Source organism: Streptomyces sp. NPDC096048 (assembly GCF_044763415.1).
In the GTDB taxonomy this organism is placed as follows: domain Bacteria; phylum Actinomycetota; class Actinomycetes; order Streptomycetales; family Streptomycetaceae; genus Streptomyces.
On the sequence record NZ_JBIWGG010000006.1, the window covers coordinates 192,137 to 209,910 of the forward strand.

Annotated in this window: 28 protein-coding genes; all 28 read left to right on the plus strand. The window is 71.6% G+C overall.

From position 1 onward, the window contains the following. The first annotated feature begins 70 nt into the window (after positions 1-70). The 28 genes from ACIQ6R_RS18025 to ACIQ6R_RS18160 all read left to right on the plus strand — a co-directional run bounded on the left by ACIQ6R_RS18025 (position 71) and on the right by ACIQ6R_RS18160 (position 17,743). On the plus strand, positions 71-1,072 hold the full coding sequence (locus tag ACIQ6R_RS18025; RefSeq protein ID WP_404222369.1) for a hypothetical protein: 1,002 nt from the start codon (positions 71-73) through the stop codon (positions 1,070-1,072). Beyond that, complete coding sequence (locus ACIQ6R_RS18030) at positions 1,069-1,368, plus strand: hypothetical protein (protein ID WP_404222370.1); 300 nt, start codon at positions 1,069-1,071, stop codon at positions 1,366-1,368. The genes ACIQ6R_RS18025 and ACIQ6R_RS18030 overlap by 4 nt, the downstream gene beginning before the upstream one ends. Before the next feature lie 70 nt (positions 1,369-1,438). Next, positions 1,439-1,612, plus strand: coding sequence for a hypothetical protein (locus ACIQ6R_RS18035; RefSeq protein WP_404222371.1), 174 nt, complete (start codon positions 1,439-1,441; stop codon positions 1,610-1,612). After that, positions 1,612-1,968: a hypothetical protein gene (locus ACIQ6R_RS18040; protein WP_404222372.1), complete on the plus strand. Its 357-nt coding sequence runs from the start codon at positions 1,612-1,614 to the stop codon at positions 1,966-1,968. Before ACIQ6R_RS18035 ends, ACIQ6R_RS18040 begins: the two co-directional genes overlap by 1 nt. 11 nt (positions 1,969-1,979) lie before the next feature. Next, positions 1,980-3,008, plus strand: a complete 1,029-nt coding sequence (locus ACIQ6R_RS18045) for a hypothetical protein (RefSeq protein ID WP_404222373.1) — start codon at positions 1,980-1,982, stop codon at positions 3,006-3,008. Further along, positions 3,005-3,298, plus strand: coding sequence for a hypothetical protein (locus ACIQ6R_RS18050; RefSeq protein WP_404222374.1), 294 nt, complete (start codon positions 3,005-3,007; stop codon positions 3,296-3,298). The genes ACIQ6R_RS18045 and ACIQ6R_RS18050 overlap by 4 nt, the downstream gene beginning before the upstream one ends. Then, entirely contained in the window at positions 3,295-4,197 is a 903-nt protein-coding gene (locus tag ACIQ6R_RS18055; RefSeq protein ID WP_404222375.1) for a hypothetical protein, read from the plus strand. Before ACIQ6R_RS18050 ends, ACIQ6R_RS18055 begins: the two co-directional genes overlap by 4 nt. A gap of 125 nt (positions 4,198-4,322) precedes the next feature. Then, positions 4,323-5,117, plus strand: a complete 795-nt coding sequence (locus tag ACIQ6R_RS18060; protein WP_404222376.1) for a hypothetical protein — start codon at positions 4,323-4,325, stop codon at positions 5,115-5,117. Between the two features lie 55 nt (positions 5,118-5,172). Next, a complete protein-coding gene (locus ACIQ6R_RS18065; protein ID WP_404222377.1) occupies positions 5,173-5,631 on the plus strand; it encodes a hypothetical protein in 459 nt (152 codons plus the stop codon). A 77-nt stretch (positions 5,632-5,708) separates the two neighbouring features. Then, entirely contained in the window at positions 5,709-6,125 is a 417-nt protein-coding gene (locus ACIQ6R_RS18070; RefSeq protein ID WP_404222378.1) for a hypothetical protein, read from the plus strand. A gap of 220 nt (positions 6,126-6,345) precedes the next feature. Further along, positions 6,346-6,813, plus strand: a complete 468-nt coding sequence (locus ACIQ6R_RS18075) for a hypothetical protein (protein WP_404222379.1) — start codon at positions 6,346-6,348, stop codon at positions 6,811-6,813. 75 nt (positions 6,814-6,888) lie between these two features. After that, complete coding sequence (locus ACIQ6R_RS18080) at positions 6,889-7,080, plus strand: hypothetical protein (protein WP_404222381.1); 192 nt, start codon at positions 6,889-6,891, stop codon at positions 7,078-7,080. Between the two features lie 20 nt (positions 7,081-7,100). Beyond that, positions 7,101-7,655: a helix-turn-helix domain-containing protein gene (locus ACIQ6R_RS18085; RefSeq protein ID WP_404222382.1), complete on the plus strand. Its 555-nt coding sequence runs from the start codon at positions 7,101-7,103 to the stop codon at positions 7,653-7,655. Further along, a complete protein-coding gene (locus ACIQ6R_RS18090; protein ID WP_404222383.1) occupies positions 7,642-8,910 on the plus strand; it encodes a PBSX family phage terminase large subunit in 1,269 nt (422 codons plus the stop codon). The genes ACIQ6R_RS18085 and ACIQ6R_RS18090 overlap by 14 nt, the downstream gene beginning before the upstream one ends. A gap of 11 nt (positions 8,911-8,921) precedes the next feature. Further along, on the plus strand, positions 8,922-9,122 hold the full coding sequence (locus ACIQ6R_RS18095; RefSeq protein ID WP_404222384.1) for a hypothetical protein: 201 nt from the start codon (positions 8,922-8,924) through the stop codon (positions 9,120-9,122). Next, positions 9,109-10,605, plus strand: coding sequence for a phage capsid protein (locus tag ACIQ6R_RS18100; protein WP_404222385.1), 1,497 nt, complete (start codon positions 9,109-9,111; stop codon positions 10,603-10,605). Before ACIQ6R_RS18095 ends, ACIQ6R_RS18100 begins: the two co-directional genes overlap by 14 nt. A 13-nt stretch (positions 10,606-10,618) precedes the next feature. Beyond that, positions 10,619-12,862: a phage minor capsid protein gene (locus ACIQ6R_RS18105; RefSeq protein WP_404222387.1), complete on the plus strand. Its 2,244-nt coding sequence runs from the start codon at positions 10,619-10,621 to the stop codon at positions 12,860-12,862. Position 12,863: 1 nt separating this feature from the next. After that, a complete protein-coding gene (locus ACIQ6R_RS18110) occupies positions 12,864-13,031 on the plus strand; it encodes an Rmf/CrpP fold protein (RefSeq protein ID WP_404222388.1) in 168 nt (55 codons plus the stop codon). 126 nt (positions 13,032-13,157) lie between these two features. After that, positions 13,158-13,847 (plus strand): hypothetical protein, encoded by a 690-nt coding sequence (locus ACIQ6R_RS18115; protein ID WP_404222390.1) that lies wholly within the window; start codon positions 13,158-13,160, stop codon positions 13,845-13,847. Between the two features lie 48 nt (positions 13,848-13,895). Continuing rightward, entirely contained in the window at positions 13,896-14,903 is a 1,008-nt protein-coding gene (locus ACIQ6R_RS18120) for a major capsid protein (RefSeq protein ID WP_404222391.1), read from the plus strand. Positions 14,904-14,905: 2 nt separating this feature from the next. After that, positions 14,906-15,100, plus strand: coding sequence for a hypothetical protein (locus tag ACIQ6R_RS18125; protein ID WP_404222393.1), 195 nt, complete (start codon positions 14,906-14,908; stop codon positions 15,098-15,100). A 3-nt stretch (positions 15,101-15,103) separates the two neighbouring features. After that, positions 15,104-15,493: a hypothetical protein gene (locus ACIQ6R_RS18130; protein WP_404222394.1), complete on the plus strand. Its 390-nt coding sequence runs from the start codon at positions 15,104-15,106 to the stop codon at positions 15,491-15,493. After that, on the plus strand, positions 15,490-15,813 hold the full coding sequence (locus ACIQ6R_RS18135; protein WP_404222395.1) for a hypothetical protein: 324 nt from the start codon (positions 15,490-15,492) through the stop codon (positions 15,811-15,813). Before ACIQ6R_RS18130 ends, ACIQ6R_RS18135 begins: the two co-directional genes overlap by 4 nt. Beyond that, entirely contained in the window at positions 15,810-16,160 is a 351-nt protein-coding gene (locus ACIQ6R_RS18140; protein WP_404222396.1) for a hypothetical protein, read from the plus strand. The genes ACIQ6R_RS18135 and ACIQ6R_RS18140 overlap by 4 nt, the downstream gene beginning before the upstream one ends. Then, positions 16,153-16,566, plus strand: coding sequence for a minor capsid protein (locus tag ACIQ6R_RS18145; protein WP_404222397.1), 414 nt, complete (start codon positions 16,153-16,155; stop codon positions 16,564-16,566). Before ACIQ6R_RS18140 ends, ACIQ6R_RS18145 begins: the two co-directional genes overlap by 8 nt. Positions 16,567-16,578: 12 nt before the next feature. Then, positions 16,579-17,055, plus strand: coding sequence for a phage tail tube protein (locus ACIQ6R_RS18150; RefSeq protein WP_404222398.1), 477 nt, complete (start codon positions 16,579-16,581; stop codon positions 17,053-17,055). Continuing rightward, entirely contained in the window at positions 17,052-17,534 is a 483-nt protein-coding gene (locus ACIQ6R_RS18155) for a hypothetical protein (protein WP_404222399.1), read from the plus strand. The genes ACIQ6R_RS18150 and ACIQ6R_RS18155 overlap by 4 nt, the downstream gene beginning before the upstream one ends. Then, positions 17,531-17,743, plus strand: a complete 213-nt coding sequence (locus ACIQ6R_RS18160) for a hypothetical protein (RefSeq protein ID WP_404222400.1) — start codon at positions 17,531-17,533, stop codon at positions 17,741-17,743. Before ACIQ6R_RS18155 ends, ACIQ6R_RS18160 begins: the two co-directional genes overlap by 4 nt. Positions 17,744-17,774 lie beyond the last annotated feature (31 nt).

A 17,774-nucleotide genomic window follows, 5' to 3' on the forward strand; every position in this document is an offset into this window, starting at 1 on the left:
CCCGCGACCGGACGCCGCTCCGGTCGCGCGCGGGATCACCTCGACGACACCGAGACAGGAGCAACCCCTGATGACCGACCAGCCCACCCCCGAAACCCGCCGGTACTGGATCGCCGTTGGCGTCCCCGCCGCCGACGTCGACGACCACCTCGGCGACGCCCTCGCGCACGCCGCGGACCGCGTCGAGGCCGTGTTGCAGGAGGAGCGCGGCTACAAGGCCGCGGCATGGCAGACCGGCCGCCCGGACGCCGAGCAGCCGTTCGTGCCGCGTACTGAGCGCGAGTACTGGCAGGCCATCGCCGACGCCCTCAACGACGCCAACCGCGCCGGCATGCCCGTCGGCATCGATCTCGACGGCACCCTCACCGACCACAACGCGCACTCCGTCGTGTGGAACTTCAAGACCGAACGGTGGGACGTCGCCGGGTACGAGGACGACGACCAGGCCCCCGCCGAGCGCGAGCCATCCGCGGTCGTGACGCTGCGCCCCGCCGCCGACCCCGACGAGGTCACCGTCACGGCCGAGAGCCACGGCATGAACCCCGCCCGCGTCGCGTACGGTCTGCGCTTGGCCGCCGACGAGTTCGACCGCCGCGCCCGTGCCGAGGGTGGCGAGCCGATCCCGTACCCGTTCTCACCGTCCGCCGCACTGCTCAGCGCCGCCCGTGAAGCCGTCCCCGCGTTCACCCGCGCCCTCGACGGACAGCCGACCGCGCCGGGATGGACGCTCACCCCCGACACCCTCGACACGTTCCTCCGCGCCCTGGTCAACGAGCTGGACTACGACCTGCACAAGGCGTGGGAGTCCAACGAAGAGACCGGCGAGGACGACTACCCCAAGTTGGTCACCGAGGCCGGGAAGATGCTCGACGCCATCACCGCGCCCACCGTCGAGGACACCAGCGAGGCGCAGTCGGGCAGCGCCTACGCCGCCGGACTGATCGAGGCCGCCCGACTCGCCGAACAGGACCGCGTGCCGAACCCCATGGGTGAGGCCGAGGAGCACGTCAACGACTGCTTCACCACCTTCGCCGCCACGCTGCGCCGCAAGGCCGCCGAGGCGCAGCAGTGACCCCGCTCGAAGGCACCGCCGTCGTGGTCGGCGTCCTCGCGGCCGGCATGCCGTTCGCCCTCGCCGCCTGCCACGCCGCCGCCCGCGCCATCCCCCATCGCACGCCCGCATGGCGCACCGCCCGCCGCCGCGCCCAGGACGACCGCGACCTACTGCGCCTCGCCCGCAACCGCACCAGGAGACACCGCACCATGCAGCCCGAGCACCTCGCCGCGACCGCCATCGACGAGCGGTCCCCCGACTGGTGCCACCGCCACGGATGCCCCCTCTCCCAGTGCGACCCCCGCGGCCACTGACCACCGACCGCACCGGGGCCGCCGACCACCACGGCGGCCCCGCCCCCGCCACCGAGGAGCAGCGCCACCGATGAGCGCCCACACCCGCGCCCCACGCAACGCCCGCCAGGCCGCCGCCGAGCTGCTCGCCGAAGGCCACCACGTCCACTACGCCGCCCACGCCGAACAGGTCTGCCTCAACCGCGTGTGCCGCATCGTCCCCACCGTCCTCGACGGCATCGCCCCCACCAAGGAGCGCCCCTAATGGGCATGTACCACTCCACCTACTTCGCGTACGGCGTGCACGTTCCCGTGCCCAACGGCGTACACCCGTGGGCCGAGAACGACCGCGTCAACGAGCAGCTCATCGCGGTGAAGGAGCAGTGCCCAGACGTTGGGTGGCTCTCCGCCGGCAACTACGACGCCGACGAGCTGTTCCTCACGACGCAGTGCGACGAGGTCAGTCTCGGCACCTTCAAGCACGTCACCCCCGAGACGGTCACGGCCGAGCAGCTCGCCGACTGGAACCGGCAACTGGCGATCGCCGTCGACGCGCTCGCCTACAGCACCCTTCCCGATCTCGGCGCGCCCGGATGGCTGTGCGTCCCCGACCTCAGCTAGGAGCCCAGCCGATGAAGCCGACCGCCCAGCGTCGCCGCGACCGCCGCGACCTCCTCGACAACCTTCTCAGCCGCGCACTCCGAGGCCGCCTCACCACTGCCGAGGCCGCCCTACTGGCCGAGCAGGTACGCGAGGAGCAACGCGCCTACGACCAGACCCGCCGCAGTCTCGGCGAGACCGGCACCGCCTACAGCAAGCACCGCGAGGCCGCCGACGACGCCATACGCGAGCTGGAGCACCGCGCCAAGACCGCCGAGGCCACCCTCAACGAGCAGCGCCAGGCCCTCGCCACCGCCCTGCACGCCCGCGGGGACCACGAGTGGCCGGCACTCATCGACTGGGCCGCACAGGCGCACGACTGGGCAACCCGCGCCGCCGTGAAGGCCGACCGCAAGCGCGTCGAGGAGCTGGAGCACGAACGCGCCGTGATCGCCGCCGAGCTGCACGCCGCCCGCAGCAGTGCCGACCGGTTCGAGGCCGCATGGCAGTCCGCCCGGCAGCGCGCCACCGAACAGCGCACCCTCGCCGAGGCCCGACAGCGCCGCCTCAACATCCGCCGCGCCCGTATCCGCGAGCTGGAGCACGCTCTCGCCAGCATGGCCGACAACCGCACCGGATGGATGCAGCGCGCCCAAGCCGAGAGCCGCGCCGCTGACGTCCTCGCCCAGGAACGCCACCGGTACCGTCTCGCGTGGATAGCGTGCCGCCGCGACCGCAAGGCCGACCGCGCCGCCATGGCCGCCGACCTCCCCGCCGTGCAGGCCGTCGACCGCATCCGTGAGTACATCGATGCCGCGTACGAGGGCGACGTGTGCGAGGGCGTACGCCGCGACGTGCGTCGCCTGTGCGCGGGTGAGGAGCCCACCTACAACCCGCCCACCGAAGCCCCGCTCATCGCCGTGGGACCGGCCCGCGGGTCCGCAGTGATCACGGACCGGGCCACCATCCGCAACACCCTCGACGAGGCCGAGCCCAAGCCGTCCGCCCCGTGCCCCGCCGACTGCCCATGCCGCGCCGTCTGTATCGCCATCCGTCCGTGACCACCCGGCGCCCCGCCACCACCGCGGGGCGCCCGCCCGCCCAGGAGCAGCCGCCCGTGCAGACCCCCGCCCGCATCGAGATCCGCGAAGTCGGATTCCTCAACGCGTTCGAGACCAAGATCCTCGGTAGCCGCTGGACATGGCGCGCGTCGTGCCCCAGCGGCTCACGTAGCGGTTTCGCCCGCACCGAGGCCCGCGCCCGCCGCCGCGCCGAGCGCGCCGCCCGCAGCCTCGCCACCCGCCCCACCCTCCGCAGCACCGTCTACACCATCTCCGAGGAGACGTCGTGAACACCCCCTCCCGTATCCGCGGCTTCCAGCCTGCCGGCGCCTACCTCGACGAGACCCGCGCCTTCGTCCGTGCCGACTTCCACCGCACCATGCAGGCCGCCGAGGATCTGCGCGCCATCCGCGAGCAGTGGGGCGACCTCCTGTATGCCATCGAGGTACAGCCCGCCGACGAGTGGCCGCCCCGCGACTCCCGCGCCTACATCAACGACCACGGCCTGAAGCCCGACCCTGAGCCCGTCATCGGACGCATGCCGCTCATCCTGCGCGAGCACCCCGCGCCCGTGAACCTCGACGCGCTCGACGCCGCGATGGACGTCGAGCGGGCCCTGTTCGAACTGGCCGACCGTATCGCCGAGCAGGCGCAGCGCCCCGTGCGCCGACGTCACGTCCTCGACACCCTCGACGGAGCCGGAAGCGTCGGCCGGTTCGAGGACGACCAGGCCGACCGCGACGACCCCGCCCGCTGGCACCTCCCCACCCACAACGCCAGCGTCACCGCCCGCGCCGCCTCGCCCGGTAGCCGCGCCTACGGCCTGCACTGGGCCGCAGTGTGGATCGAGGGCCGGATACTCGGCGAGCAGCACGGCGACCTATTCACGGCCCTGCCGCTCCGCACCCTCGACGAGGCCGCCGCCACCGTGCGCCGCGCCCGCGCCACCGTCGAGCGCGCCCTGAACCGCGACGGCCGAACGATCACCCTCGACGCCCCGTGCCCCTGGTGCCGGGGCACGCTCACCGGCCGGACCGTGCCCGGCGGCGAGCCGTACGTCACGTGCGACCGCGGCGAAGCCTGCCCCGCCCCCGTCATCCTCGACAGCCGCCGGCGCACGTGGCGGGGCGCCGATCTGGTCGGGCTGTGGGCCGCGCTGAGCGCCGCCCGGGACCGGGCCGCCGCGTAACTCCGGGGGCGCGCCGCAAAGTTGGGTGCGCCCCTTTTCCTCGACCCGCTTGTGTACCGAGTACAGAACTCAGTACAGTATGCATCGCCGGACGTCACCCGGCACCACCGAAGGGAGCAACCCCCATGGACACCTACGTCGTTGGACGCGGCCACACCAGCCACTACAAGCAGCCCGGCAGCCACCTCACCTACTGCGGCCGGACCACCGGAACGCCCGGCGTCGGCACCCGCATGTGTGCCCCGTGCGTCAAGGCCGAGGCCCGCGAACGCGCGGAGGCCGAGGCCGTCGCCAACGACCACCGCGAGGGCGCCGCCGAGCAGGCCCTCGCCCAGTCCCTCACACCGAAGATGCGCAAGGTTCTGCCCGCCGTCGTGGCCGCCGGCGACTTCCGAGATGCCGGCCTCGCCAACCTGCCCAAGGGCGTGACGGACCCCAGCTTGCAAGGGCTCATCCGTCGCGGCCTCGCCGAGAAGTACGACACGGGCGAGACGTTCGTCGGTTTCGAGGGGCGCGTCTTCAGGGTGATGCACTACCGCGCAACCGACCGCGGCCGTGCCGTCGCCGCCGCCCTCGCCGTCGAGCAGGCCGACACCCAACGCGCCGCCCGAACGGCCGAGGCCCGCGAACGCGCCGAGGCCCAGGCCGCCCGTGAGCGCAGCCACCGCGCCGCAGAACGCGTGCGCACGAACCCCGACCCGACCGACCCGGAATGGCGCGCCGCCCTCACCGAACTGAGCGCCGCCCTCGACCACGAACGAGAGGTCAACCCGATCGCCCGCGAGGCCATCGACGCCGCCGAGGCCGAGTTCCAGGCTGGCACGTGGCGCGCCGAGTGGATCGGCGCCCACGTCACCAGCCCCGAGCCCACCCTGTTCGACGTCGAGCCCGACACGGAACAGGGCGCCCTGTTCGCCTGACCACCCCACCCGCCCTCGCCCGAGGGCGGGCCCAACGCACGATGGAGATTGCACGATGAGCACACAGGGGCCGACCGTCGCCCAGCTCCGCGCCGACCTCGCCGCACAACTCGACGCGGCCCCAGAGGGAATCACCGCTGCCATGCTGCGACAGATGATCATCTTCCTGGACGACTACACCGAGCAGCAGACCCCGCAGCAGCCCGCCGCGCCGACCATCCGCGAACGACTCAACGAAGCCGGACGCATCCGCCGCGCGTGGAAGGGCATCGAGCCGGAGTTGCCCGCCCTGTTCGACGAGGCCGAAGCCACCGGCAGGTGCGGGCCCGAGAGCATCGCCGGCATCGTCGGCGTGACGCCGTCCTACGTCTACAGGAAGTTGCGCGAGCAGCGCGCCGCCGACACGAGCGGGCACGACTGGCACCATCCGACGCCCAGCGCTGGCCTGCGGTGCCGACGCTGCGACCTCGCACACAAGAACTGGTCGGGCGAGGACTGCCCGACCGCCGAGTAGCCCACCAACGGACGCGGGCCCGGACACGGTGACGTCACCACCGGCCGGACCCGACTAACCACCGGGAGCAACCCCCAATGGCCAGCACGCACCTTACCCCCGCGGAGCGCACCGCCCGCAACGCCCGCATACGTCAGCTCGCCACCGACGGAGCATCCGCCCGCACCATCGCGCGCCAGGAAGGCATCCACCACACCACCGTCGTCCGCATCCTCCGCACCACCCCGGAGCAGACGGAGCGCACCACCCCCGCGACCAGCGGAGCAGCGCCCGCACCGCGCTTGCTCCAGCCCCTCGACCCGCGCACCGTCCAAGACCTCAACTGCCTCATGGACCCCCGCACCGGTGCGCTTCCCGAGCCGATCCGGCGCATCATCCGCGCCGCCGCCGACGCACGCCGCACCAGCATGCGCACCACCGCGCACCACCTCACCACCGAGGACGCACCGCCGACGACCGGACGCGCACCGGTTCGCGCGCAGGTTGCGCCGTGACCTTTCCGTGACCTAAAGTCGGGGGCGACCCCGGCATGCCCGGACACGGACGGTCGCCTGTCGTGGGAAACCTCGACCCCGCCCCGAGCGGCTCAAGCCGACCGACGTACCGAACGCCCCCGCCGCCCACCGCGCCGGGGGCGTTCGCATGCCCCGTGCAACCATCCCCACCCCCACCGTGTCTCACCCCAGACACACCAGCAATCCCGTGGGGGGACCCGTGCACCACCAGCCTTACGACCCTGCCGCCGTCGCCGCCGCCAAACGCCGCCGAGGACGCCGCATTCTCCTCGCCGTCGTCATCCCGTTCGGTGGCCTGATCGTCCTCGCCACCCTCGCGAACATCGGCGCACCCGACGACGACAAGGCCGACGACCCGCCCGCCGCCACAGTGCCGGCGTACGAGATCACGAAGCAGGAGACGACCGGCAACACCCGTAACGTCACGGTCGAGGTCGACTCCACCAAGGGCTTGGAAGCCGTCTTCAACGACGTCGCCAGGAAGCTCACCGACGAAGCCGGCTACTTCGTGCAGATCGATTGCGCCACCGTCGGCGCCGACAAGTCCGCGGCACGCCTCGCCAACGGCAAGGTCGCTGTAGGCAACATGGGCGCAGCCGCGACCGGCCTCGACGAAGGGGAGACGGAGTTCGCCGCCCTCGACGGACGGTCCTGCCCCGCGACGTAGCACCACCCCAGACCACGCCCCGCCGCGCCCGTGCGCCGCGGGGCGTTCTCACGTCCACCGACCGGAAGGCCGCCCGTGCTGTACAAGGTCCGCCCCGCCACCGACCGCCTCGCCCAGGACGCCTACGAGGCGTACGCCAAGAGCACCGACAACAAGAACGTCCGCGGCGAGCAGCTCCCCACGTGGGGCGAGCTGGGGACGCCTGTACAGAACGCGTGGCGCCTCGCTGCCGAGGCCGTACGCCACCGCGTGGAGCTGAACGCCTGACCGCGCCGAGGGGGTGAGCCATGGTCGCCCGCCCCCTCACCGCGAAGGACCGCGCCGCCGTCAAGCGACTGCACGCCGACGGGAAGTCCCGCAACGACATCGCTCGCGCCATCAAGCGCAGCCCCTCGACCGTTTCGAAGATCGCCGCCGCGTTCGATCCCCCGCTGAAGTTCGACCGCGCCCCGCAGGTCGAGGCTGCCACCGCCGTACGCAAGGCCGACCTCGCCGCGCGCCGAGCAGCGTTCGCCGAGCGTCTCCAGGACGCCGCGGAACGCGAGCTGGGGAAGATGCAGGCGCCCACCCTGTATTGGGAGTGGGGCGGCAAGGATCACGAGTACGCCGAGAAGCTCGCCGACGAGCCGACCCCCGCCGACCGGCGGTCGATCATGTCGATCATCGCGACCGCCGTCGACCGGTCCCTCAAGTTGGTGCCGCCGAAGGACGACGCCGGCGCCGAGTCCCGCAGCGTCATCGGGGAACTCATGGCCGGGCTCGCACGGAACTACGCCGAGCGGCACGGCGGGCCGCCCCCGGAGCACGAGGAGCCGGAGGCCCCCGCCGATGACGACTCCTAACCTCGCGCTCTCCCCGAAGCAGATCGATTCGATCATGGAGGCCCGCGCGTTTCAGAACGTGTGGGAAGGGTCCGTGCGATCCGGCAAGACGATCGCATCCCTGATCGCATGGCTTGACTTCGTGACCAACCGGCCCGCCGGGGGCGAGTTGGTCATGGTCGGGCGTACGCGCGACAGCCTCGCCCGCAACGTCTTCGGCCCGCTCATGGACCCCACGATCTTTGGTTCGCTCACGCGGGATATCCACTACACGAACGGCGCCCCGACCGCGAACGTGCTGGGGCGCACCGTGCACACCTTGGGCGCCAACGATGCCCAGGCCGAGCCGAAGGTAAGAGGGCTCACCTGTGCGGGCGGGTACGTCGACGAGCTGACCACGCTCCCCAAGAGCTTCTACGACCAGCTCAACGCCCGGTGCAGCGTCGAGGGTTCGAGGATCTACGCGACGACCAACCCCGACAATCCGAACCACTGGGCGAAGCAGGAGTACCTACTTCGTCCGCGCGAGACCCGGCTCAGGTCGTGGCACTTCGTCATGGACGACAACCCGGGCCTCTCCGACGCGTACAAGGCGCGCACCAAGGCGTCATACCGGGGCCTGTTCTACAAGCGCAACGTCATGGGCCTGTGGGTCATGGCCGAGGGCGCCATCTACGAGGCGTGGGACGAAGCCGAGCACGTCGTCGACGAGCTGCCCGAGATGCGCCGCTACTGGCTCGGCATGGACTACGGCACCGTCAACGCCACCAGCGTGATCCTGCTGGGCGAGGGCGTCGACGGCCGCCTGTACGCGTGCGCCGAGTGGCGCCACGACTCCCGCCAGGCGCAACGGCAGATGACCGACGCGCAGTACTCCGCAGCGATCCGGGCATGGCTGGCCGACTACCGGCCGCCGGGCGCCCCGGCCACCGCGCCGAAGGGCGTCACCCCCGAGTGGTCGTTCGTCGACCCAAGCGCCGCATCGTTCATCACGCAGGCATACGAGGATGGATTCCCCAACCTTGCCAAGGCCGCGAACGAAGTAGCCAACGGTATCCGCGACGTCGCGTCGCTACTCGCCGCCGGCCTACTCCGCGTGCACCGATCCTGCACCGGCCTGATCACCGAAATGCCGGGCTACGTCTGGGACGAGAAAGCCGCCGAGAAGGGCGAGGACAAGCCCGTCAAGATCAACGACCACTCCGTGGACGCGCTCAGATACGCGATCCACTCGACCGCCCACGAGTGGCGGCACCTACTCACCCTCGCCGCCTAGGAGGTGGACCCATGGCCATCACGCCGCCGCTCCCGCCCACGGTCACGCTGCCCGTGGCGCTCACCGTGGGCGGCCACACGAGCCAGGTGGGGACGCTCACCCTCGACCCCGGCGAGACCGTACAGGCCAATCTCGCCGAGCTGTTCCGGGCCGCCGCCGACGCCCTCGACCGCGCCGACGACCAGGAGGTGAGCCCCGATGCCGCTGCCTGAGAACGGGGCCGCATGGCCGCCGCCGAACATGGCGGAGGCGTACCGGCACATGCGCCGCGACGACATGTGGTATCGCGGCGACCCCGACGAGCTGATGCGCGCGCACGAGTGGGGCGAGCAGCACCCGCAGATGCGCGGCGACAACCGCCGCCGCAGGTTCGGCCGGCGGGATGAGCCGCTCTACCCGTCGAAGCGGGAGAAGCGGCTACACGTCCCCCTCGCTGGGGACATCGCCTCCACCTCCGCCGACCTGTTGTTCGGCGACATGCCCGCGATCCGGTGCAAGACCACGGCCACGCAAGACCGCCTCGACACCATCCTCAATGAGGCCCGCGTGCAGCACATGCTGTTGTCCGCGGCCGAGCAGTCCGCGGCGATCTCCGGTGTCTACCTCCGCGCCACGTGGGACCGCGACACGATCCCAGACCGGCCCATCCCCGACGTCGTACAGGCTGACCAGGCCGTACCCACGTTCCGCTGGGGCATGCTCCGCAGCGTGATCTTCTGGCGTGCCCTGCCGGGGGACGGGTCGCAGACCGTACACCGGCACCTGGAGTTGCACGAGCCGGGCCGCATCCTGCACGCCCTGTACGAAGGCACCCCCGACAATCTCGGCCGCGCCGTCCCGCTCACCGAGCACGCCGACACGGCCGCCCTGGTGCCTTCGCTCGGCCCGGACGGGGTGAGCATCAAAACCGGCACACAGCGGCTCACCGCCGTCTACGTGCCGAACATGCTGCCCAACCGGCTGCACCGCGGTTCGTCGATGGGGCGCAGCGACTACGCGGCCCCGATCTACGACCTGTTCGGCGCCCTCGATGACACGTGGACGTCGTGGCTCCGTGACCTCGACCTCGCCCGTGCCCGCCTGGTGGTGCCCGAGGCGTACCTACAGAACATGGGACCAGGCCAGGGCGCCGCGTTCGACGACGACCGCCGCGTCTACGCCGGACTGAAGATCCCACCCACCGACAACAGCGCGGCAGGCATCACCCTCGCCCAGTTCGCGATCAGGGTTGCCGAGCACTCGGCGACCGCAGACGGCATCGTCAGGCAGGCCGCCCGGTCCGCCGGCTACTCGGCACGGTCGTTCGGTCTCGCCACCGACGGGGCCGCCGTCACCGCGACCGAGGTCGACAGCGAAGCCGAGCGAACGAAGACGACGACGAAGAAGAAGGCCGGATACTGGCGCTACGGGTTGAGCGACTTCTGTGAGGTACTGCTCGACCTCGACCGCGCCCAGTTCACGCGAGGGTTGAAGGTCGAGCGGCCGACAGTCACGTTCCAGCCCGTTGCGGAGTCGCCCCTGGCGAAGGCCACCACGATTGAGATGTTGACCCGCGCCCAGGCCGCCAGCACCGAATTCAAGGTGCGCATGCGGTCGCCCGAGCTGGACGACACCGCGGTGAAGGCCGAGGTTGCGCGCATCCTCGACGAGACGGGGCAGGCCGCGCCCGATCCGGGCGGCACGTTCCCGATGTGACAGGGGGTGTCCCGTGGCGATCCATCCCGGCATGGTCGAGGATCTCGCCGCGGGCACTCGGGACCTGTACGCGGGAGCCGAGGAGCGGCTACTCACCATCATCGCCCGCCAGCTCGCCCAGGGGCTTGACGCTCCCGGGTGGGCCGAGAAGAAGCTCGCCGCCGTACAGGCCCTACGCCGTGCGTCTCAGGGCATCGTCGACGAGTTGGGCCGCGCCGTCGAGCTGGAAATCTTCGACGTCGTAGCCGAGGCGTACAACACCGGCGCGCGTGCGGGCGTGGCCGAGCTGGGTGCCCTGTCCGACGACGCGCGCCGCCTGGTCGACGACGTCACCCCGAACGCCCAATCGGTCGACCGGTTGGCGCAACACGCCGTCGACATCGTCACCGACCGCCACCGCAGCATCCTGCGCACGATCGTCGATCGCTTCCGGTCAGTCGTCGCGCAGGTCACCGCCACGCCTCTGCTCGGTACCGGCACCCGCCGCCAGGCCACGCAGGACGCCATGCGGAAGTGGGCCGATGAGGGCATCACGTCGTTCGTCGACCGGTCCGGCCGCCGTTGGTCGCTGCCCGCTTACGCCGAGATGGCCGTTCGTACCTCTGTGGGCCGCGCCGCGACCGAAGCCCACATGCACACGCTTGCCGACGCCGGGATTGACCTGGTCATCGTGTCCGACGCGCCGCGAGAGTGCCCCCTGTGCCGACGGTGGGAGAGGAAGGTACTTACGATCGGCGGGCCCGCAGGCGCGCGCACGGTCGAGGTAGAGCACGGCATCGAGGACGGCCGCATGGTCCGTGTCCGCGTCGCCGGAAGCCTCGACCAAGCCCGTGCCGCCGGTTTGCAGCACCCGAACTGCCGCCACTCCGTCTCCGCTTACACGCCCGGCATTACGCGGCTCGACGAGGCCCGCAGCGACCCGGACGGGTACGAGGCCGGGCAGCGTCAGCGCGAGATTGAGCGCACGATCCGGAAGTGGAAACGCCGCGCGGCAGCGTCCACCGACCCCGTGGCGCAGCGCGTAGCCCGCGCCAAAATACGGCAGTGGCAGGGCGCCATGCGGTCGCACCTCGCCGCGAACCCCGACCTACGCCGCTTGCGTCACCGTGAGCAGCTCGACCCATCGCAGCTTCCCGCGAACCGCCGGCCGCCGAGGAACGACCCGACGCCCGAGCAGGTCGAGGCCGCCCGCGTATGGTCCGGCGACGATCGGTCCGTACGCGCCATGTCTGACGACGACCTCGCCGCCGCCATGCGCTCGAACCTCCTCGACCCCCGGGCCCGCTCCCGGATCGAGGCCGAGGCCGACCGCCGCGACACTGAGCAGCTCCTCGACCGCGCCGCCCCGGGCGGTTCTCTCGCCGGCGACCTGACCGCGTTCAGTGACGCCGAGCTGGGCCGCATCGTCAGCCTGGTCGACGACCGCGCCGCGATCCGGATCGCGGCCGAGCTGGACCGCCGCGACGTCGCCGCCCGGCTCCCGGACGTCCGCGCCGATCTGGTCGGCCTGTCTGACGACGACCTCGCCGCGCGCGTCCGCAACGCCCTCGCGCACGGCACGGACGACGTCGCCGAGCTTGCAGCCGAGGCGCACCGCCGCGACTTGCTCGCCTCGACGTTCCCGGGCGGGCGTCTCGCCGCCGACCTCACCGACGTTGGAGACGACACGCTTGCCTGGGCGATGCAGTACGCCGACGGTGACGAGATCCTGCGGATTGCTGCGGAGATGGACCGGCGTGACGCCATCGAGCTACCGGCACCGGCCGCCACGGGTGACGCCGTGGCCGACCTGCTCGCCGACCGCGACGCTCTCGCCGAAGCCATGCACCCGGCGCCCGACCCGGACGGATGGGGTGCCCTCGCCGACGACGTCGCAGCACTCGCCGCGGTGAAGGAAGCCGCCGCCAAGCTGCACCGCGGCGACGACGACGACCAGGACGAGCGGCACCTCATCACCCGCCGCGAAGCCCGCGCCCTGTACGACGAGTACGTGTGGAGGCAGTACGCCGACGCCGAAGACGCGTCGAATGGCTACCTGCTCAACGCCAAGGGCAGGAAGAAGGGCATCGACCCTGGCAGCTTGTTCCGGGGGCCCGCCCGTATCGCCTACGCCTACGCGTCCGATGAGCTGAAAGACTGGTGGGCCGAACATGGCAGGCTCACTCAGGCCGAGTTCGTCGAGATGGTGACCGGCAAGACCCAGCGATGGGCCGCCGGAGCCCGTGACAACAAGTGGGCCGAGGAGCAGAAGAGGTGACATGGGAACGCGTGAAGACATCGCCCGCGCCATGCAGGAGGGGGCCGAGGCCGGACGCCGAGGCGACCCGCCGGCCGTCTGCCCGCACCGCGATCTACTGCGCACTGCATGGATCAAGGGCTACGCCCGCACCGCGCCGATACCCGCCGACGTTGACGACGATGCGTAACACACGCCACTGACAGCACCACCCGAGACGGCCCCCAGCCAGGCGCAGGGGGCCGTTTCTGTTTGCCCCGAACACGCAGGCCGCCAGGCGCGCGCCTGCCCCGACTACGGCCCAGGAGGCCCCGTCATGTCCACCCCGACCCCCGCCGCGCCCGCGGCCCCGGCCGCCCCGTCGACTCCCGCAGCGCCCGCCGTTCCGGCCGTGCCGAGTGCCCCGGCGGCACCGGCCACGCCCCCGGCCCCGACCGCGCCGCCGTCGGTCCCGGCCGCGCCTACCACCCCACCCGCGGCCCCGGCCGCGCAGGGCGAACCGGGCAGCCTTGACCACCTCGACCAGGCGACCCGCGACTACATCACGAGCCTCCGCGCCGAGGCCGCATCATGGCGCGTCAAGGCGCAGGGCACCACGCCGCAGAACCCCACCGCACCGGCCGCACCGCAGGCCCCGACCGACGCGCCCGAGGGTGACGTCAGTCGACTGCCGAAGTGGGCTCAGGCCGCCGTCACGCAGGCGCAGACCGCAGCACGACAGGCCGCCGTGCAGTCCGCCGTCTACACCACCGCCGCCGCAGCGGGCGCCGATCCGGCCGCCCTGCTCGACAGCCAGACCGCCATGACCGCGCTCGCCGCGGTCGACCCCGCCGACCAGGCCGCCGTCACTGCGGCGATCACCGCCGCTGTACAGGCGAACCCCCGGCTGGCCGCCCAGGTGACCGGACCCGCCCGCGGCGGCGCCGAGTTCGGTGGACAGCCGCCCGCCGAAGCCCGCCCCAAGAACCTCAACGACGCCATCGCCGCGCGCCTCGCGGCGAACTGATCTCCGCCGCCCGGACCACGGGCGGCCCCATGAACAGGAGTACCGCCCGTGCCCGCTATCTCTCTGGCCGAGGCCAAGAACAACACGACCGACGACCTCGACCTTCAGGTCATCGACGAGTTCCGGAAGGCGTCCGTCGTCCTCGACTCGCTCACCTTCGACCAGGCCGTGAACCCGGCCGGCGGGGGCGCGACCCTCACCTACGGCTACCGGCGCCTGATCACCCAGCCGACCGCCAGCTTCCGCGCGCTCAACTCCGAGTACGTCGACAGCAACGTCACGACCGAGCGGTACACCGTCGACCTCGCCGTACTCGGCGGATCGTTCTCCGTGGACCGCGTCATCGCCCGGATCGGCCCGGCCGCGTCCGGCTCCGTGGCGCTCAACATGGCGCAGAAGATCAAGGCAACCAGCACGCAATTCCAGGACGCCGTGATCAACGGTGACGTGACCGTCGACGCGAACGGCTTCGACGGCCTCGACAAGGCCCTGACCGGTTCCAGCACCGAGTTCCGGCTCGGCGAGGTCACCAACTGGTCCGACTTCGACACCAACGCCCGCGCCGAACACAAGGCCCTCGACGCCATCGACGAGTTCCTGTCTCTGCTCGACGGAGAGCCGTCCATCATCCTCGGCAACGCCAAGGCGCTCGCGCGGGTGCGCGCCGCCGCCCGCCGTGCGGGCATGTACACCAAGAACCCCATCGAGGGGCTGCTCGGCGCCAACGGCCGGCCGATCGAGCGGGAGATGTACGGCAACGTCACGTTCGCCGACCCGGGCACCAAGGCGGGCACGAACGACCCGATCATCCCCGTGGAGACGCGCACCGTCGCCACGGTGTCCACTGACAACCTGACGGACCTGTACGCCTACCGCGCCGGACTCGACGGTTTCCACGGTGTGGCCACCGCCGGGGGCCAGCTGGTGTCGAGCTACCTGCCCGACTTCAGCAACGCGGGTGCCGTCAAGCGCGGCGAGGTGGAGATGGGCCCGGTCGGTGTCGCGCTCAAGGCGACCAAGGCCGCCGCAGTTTTCCGCAACATCCAGGTGGCCTGATCGTGGCAGTGATCATCACGCCCGTGCCCGGCTTCACCGGTCCGGGCGTGGCCGGCCTCCATTTCGAGGACGGCCGCACCGAGACCATCGATCCGGCCGCCATCGCCTACGCGAGACGGCACGGCTACACCGTCGAGGACGACGCCCCGCCCAAGTCGGCGGGGCGTTCGCGTTCCAAGGCACCGAAGGAGGGGTGACCGATGGGCCGCGTCTACGCCACCCCGGAGCAGCTCACGGCGTGGACCGGCCAACCCGCGCCGGCCGACGCTGAGCGCCTGCTCGCCCGCGCGTCCGAGGACGTCGACAGCGCGCTACTGACCGCGCTGTACGCGACGAACGCCGCGGGCATGCCAACCGATCCGGCCGTTGTGCAGGCCCTCGCCGACGCCACATGCGCGACGGTCGAGTATCGCGAGGAGTCCGGCGACGACGGCAGCGGGGCCGCGGGCCGGTGGGGTTCCGTCTCACTCGGCCCGGTGTCGCTCGGCGACCGCCGGGACGCCGCGGGCGACCCTAACGAGGTCGACCTAGGGCCGCGCGCGCACCGCGCCCTACGTCGGGCCGGGCTGCTGCCGGGGGTGATCTGGTGAGACTCCCCCGATGGCTGCTGCGGCACCGGGTGACGGTCGAGCCGTACGCGGGTGACAGCGGGTACGGCAAGACGTACGGCCAGCCCATCACCGATGTGCGCGCCCTGGTCGACGCCCGTATCCGCGTCGTCCGCAACAGGGAAGGCCGCGAGGTCACCAGCACAGCCACGGTCTACGCCGAGCCGGACCTCGCCGCCCAGTGTCCGCCCGAGTCCCGCATCACCCTGCCCGACGGACGCGTCACCACCGTGATCGCGGTCGCCCCGCACACCGCGCCCGGCATGGGCTTGCCCGAATGTACGGAGGTGGCTTGCGAGTGAGCCGCACACGCGTCAGATGGAACGGCCAGGCCGCCAACCGCAAGGCCCGCGCGGGCGCGCTGCGGGGGCTCCGGATCGGCGGCGAGCACCTGCTTGAGGTGTCCAACCAGCGCGTACCGATCGAGGAGGCCACCCTCGAACGCTCCGGGACCGTGACCGTCGACGAGGCCAACCTCGACACCGTCGTCAGCTACGACACCCCGTACGCCGTCCGGCAACACGAGGAGCTGGAATATCGGCACGACGAGGGCCGCGAGGCGAAGTTCCTGGAGAACGCCCTCGCCGAGGAAGAGGGCGTGATCCTCGACCTGATCGCCGCGCAGGTACGGCGGTCGCTCCGTGGCTGATCTGACGGACGGCATCGCCCGCTACCTCGACAGTCTCGGCCTGCTCACCTTCGACCCGACCGGCGTCACGGGGGACACGTTCGTCGGCACGATGCCGGCCAAGCCCGACCGGGCCGTGTCTTTCACCCTGTACGGCCCGAGCACGACCGAGGCCCGCGACGACGCCGACGTGGCCCGGCTGCAAATCCGGGTCCGCGGCGACAACGACCCGCGTACGTCGGAGCGTCGCTGCCTGGCCCTCCGCGACGCCCTGCACGGCCTGGCGGGCGTCGAGCTGCCGGACGGGTCATGGCTGGTGCTGGCCACCGCGCCGCGCCCGTCACCGCTCGGCCCGGATGCCAACGGCCGTCACGAGCACGTCACCAACGCCGCGATCGACTACGCGGCCCCCACACCTACCCCGTAAGGAGGCCCGCCCATGGCAGGCACCACCCGCCCGATCGATGCCCGCGGCTGGATATTCGAAGTCGAGGACGCCGACGCCGCCACGGAGACGTGGCTCCCCGTGGCCGGTATCAACACGTTCACCCACAACCCCGGGGAAAACGAGGAGGTCGCCGACATCACGGCCTTCGAGGATGAGGGCATGTACGGCCAGGACGTCATGCAGCGCGGCGCCACCCTCGCCATCACCGGCCAGTACCGCATCGACAAGACGACCAAGGCCCAGGACCCCGGCCAGGCGTACATCGACACCGTGTGGACCAACCTCCTCGGTGTCGAATCGCAGGGCCGCGTCCGGTGGCGTCACAAGTCCCAGACCAAGTGGGCCATCTGGACCGCGACCGTCACCCCGGGCGAGCAGGGCGGCGGCAACAACGAGAAGACGACGTGGGCGGCGACGTTCACGCGCTGCGGTGCTCCGACCGTCGCTGACGTGGTCGTGGTCCCGTGACCGACTACAGCGACGACTACGACGACGACCAGGCCGGTACCGGCGCCGACATGGCCGCAGACTTTGACGCGTTCTTCGGCGAGGAAGTCGGCAAGGGCAACCGCGAGCGCCAGACGCTCACCCTGCACGGCCGTACGTACACGCTCCCCGACAGCTTGCCGCTGATGTTCACGGTCGGCATGGAGCGCGTGCAGAACAGCGAGGACGTCGCCGACATCCGCAAGGTCCTCACCCCGATCTTCGGCGCCGCAGCTCTCGACGAGTGGGCCGAACAGGGGATGACCGACCGGCAGTTCTCGATCGTGCTGATCTACGCGGGCGCCAACATGCGCTCCGCGGGCAGCCTCAGCATGCAGGGCGCCGCCGACCTGTACGACCGCCAGGCCGCCGCCAAGGCCGCGGGAAAAGCGCCGGCGCCGAACCGGGCGGCGAGGCGGAAGAAGAAGACCGGGAAGCGCGGGAGTTCTGGCAAGCGGTGATCCGCGAATGGCGGGCGGTCGAAGGCGACCTCTCCCGTGAGCACCAGGTGACCGGGCCCGAGCTGGCCGCCATGTCAACGCGCCGGTTCCTGACCCTGATCAGCACCCTTTCGGGCGAGGCCCGGTTCCCCCGCGCGTGGCAGAGCACGCCGCGCCGCGTCGACTCCCCCGACGAAATCGCCCGCATCACGGGCATCCCCGCTCAGTAGCACCCGGCCACGCGCCGGACACCCGAGGAGG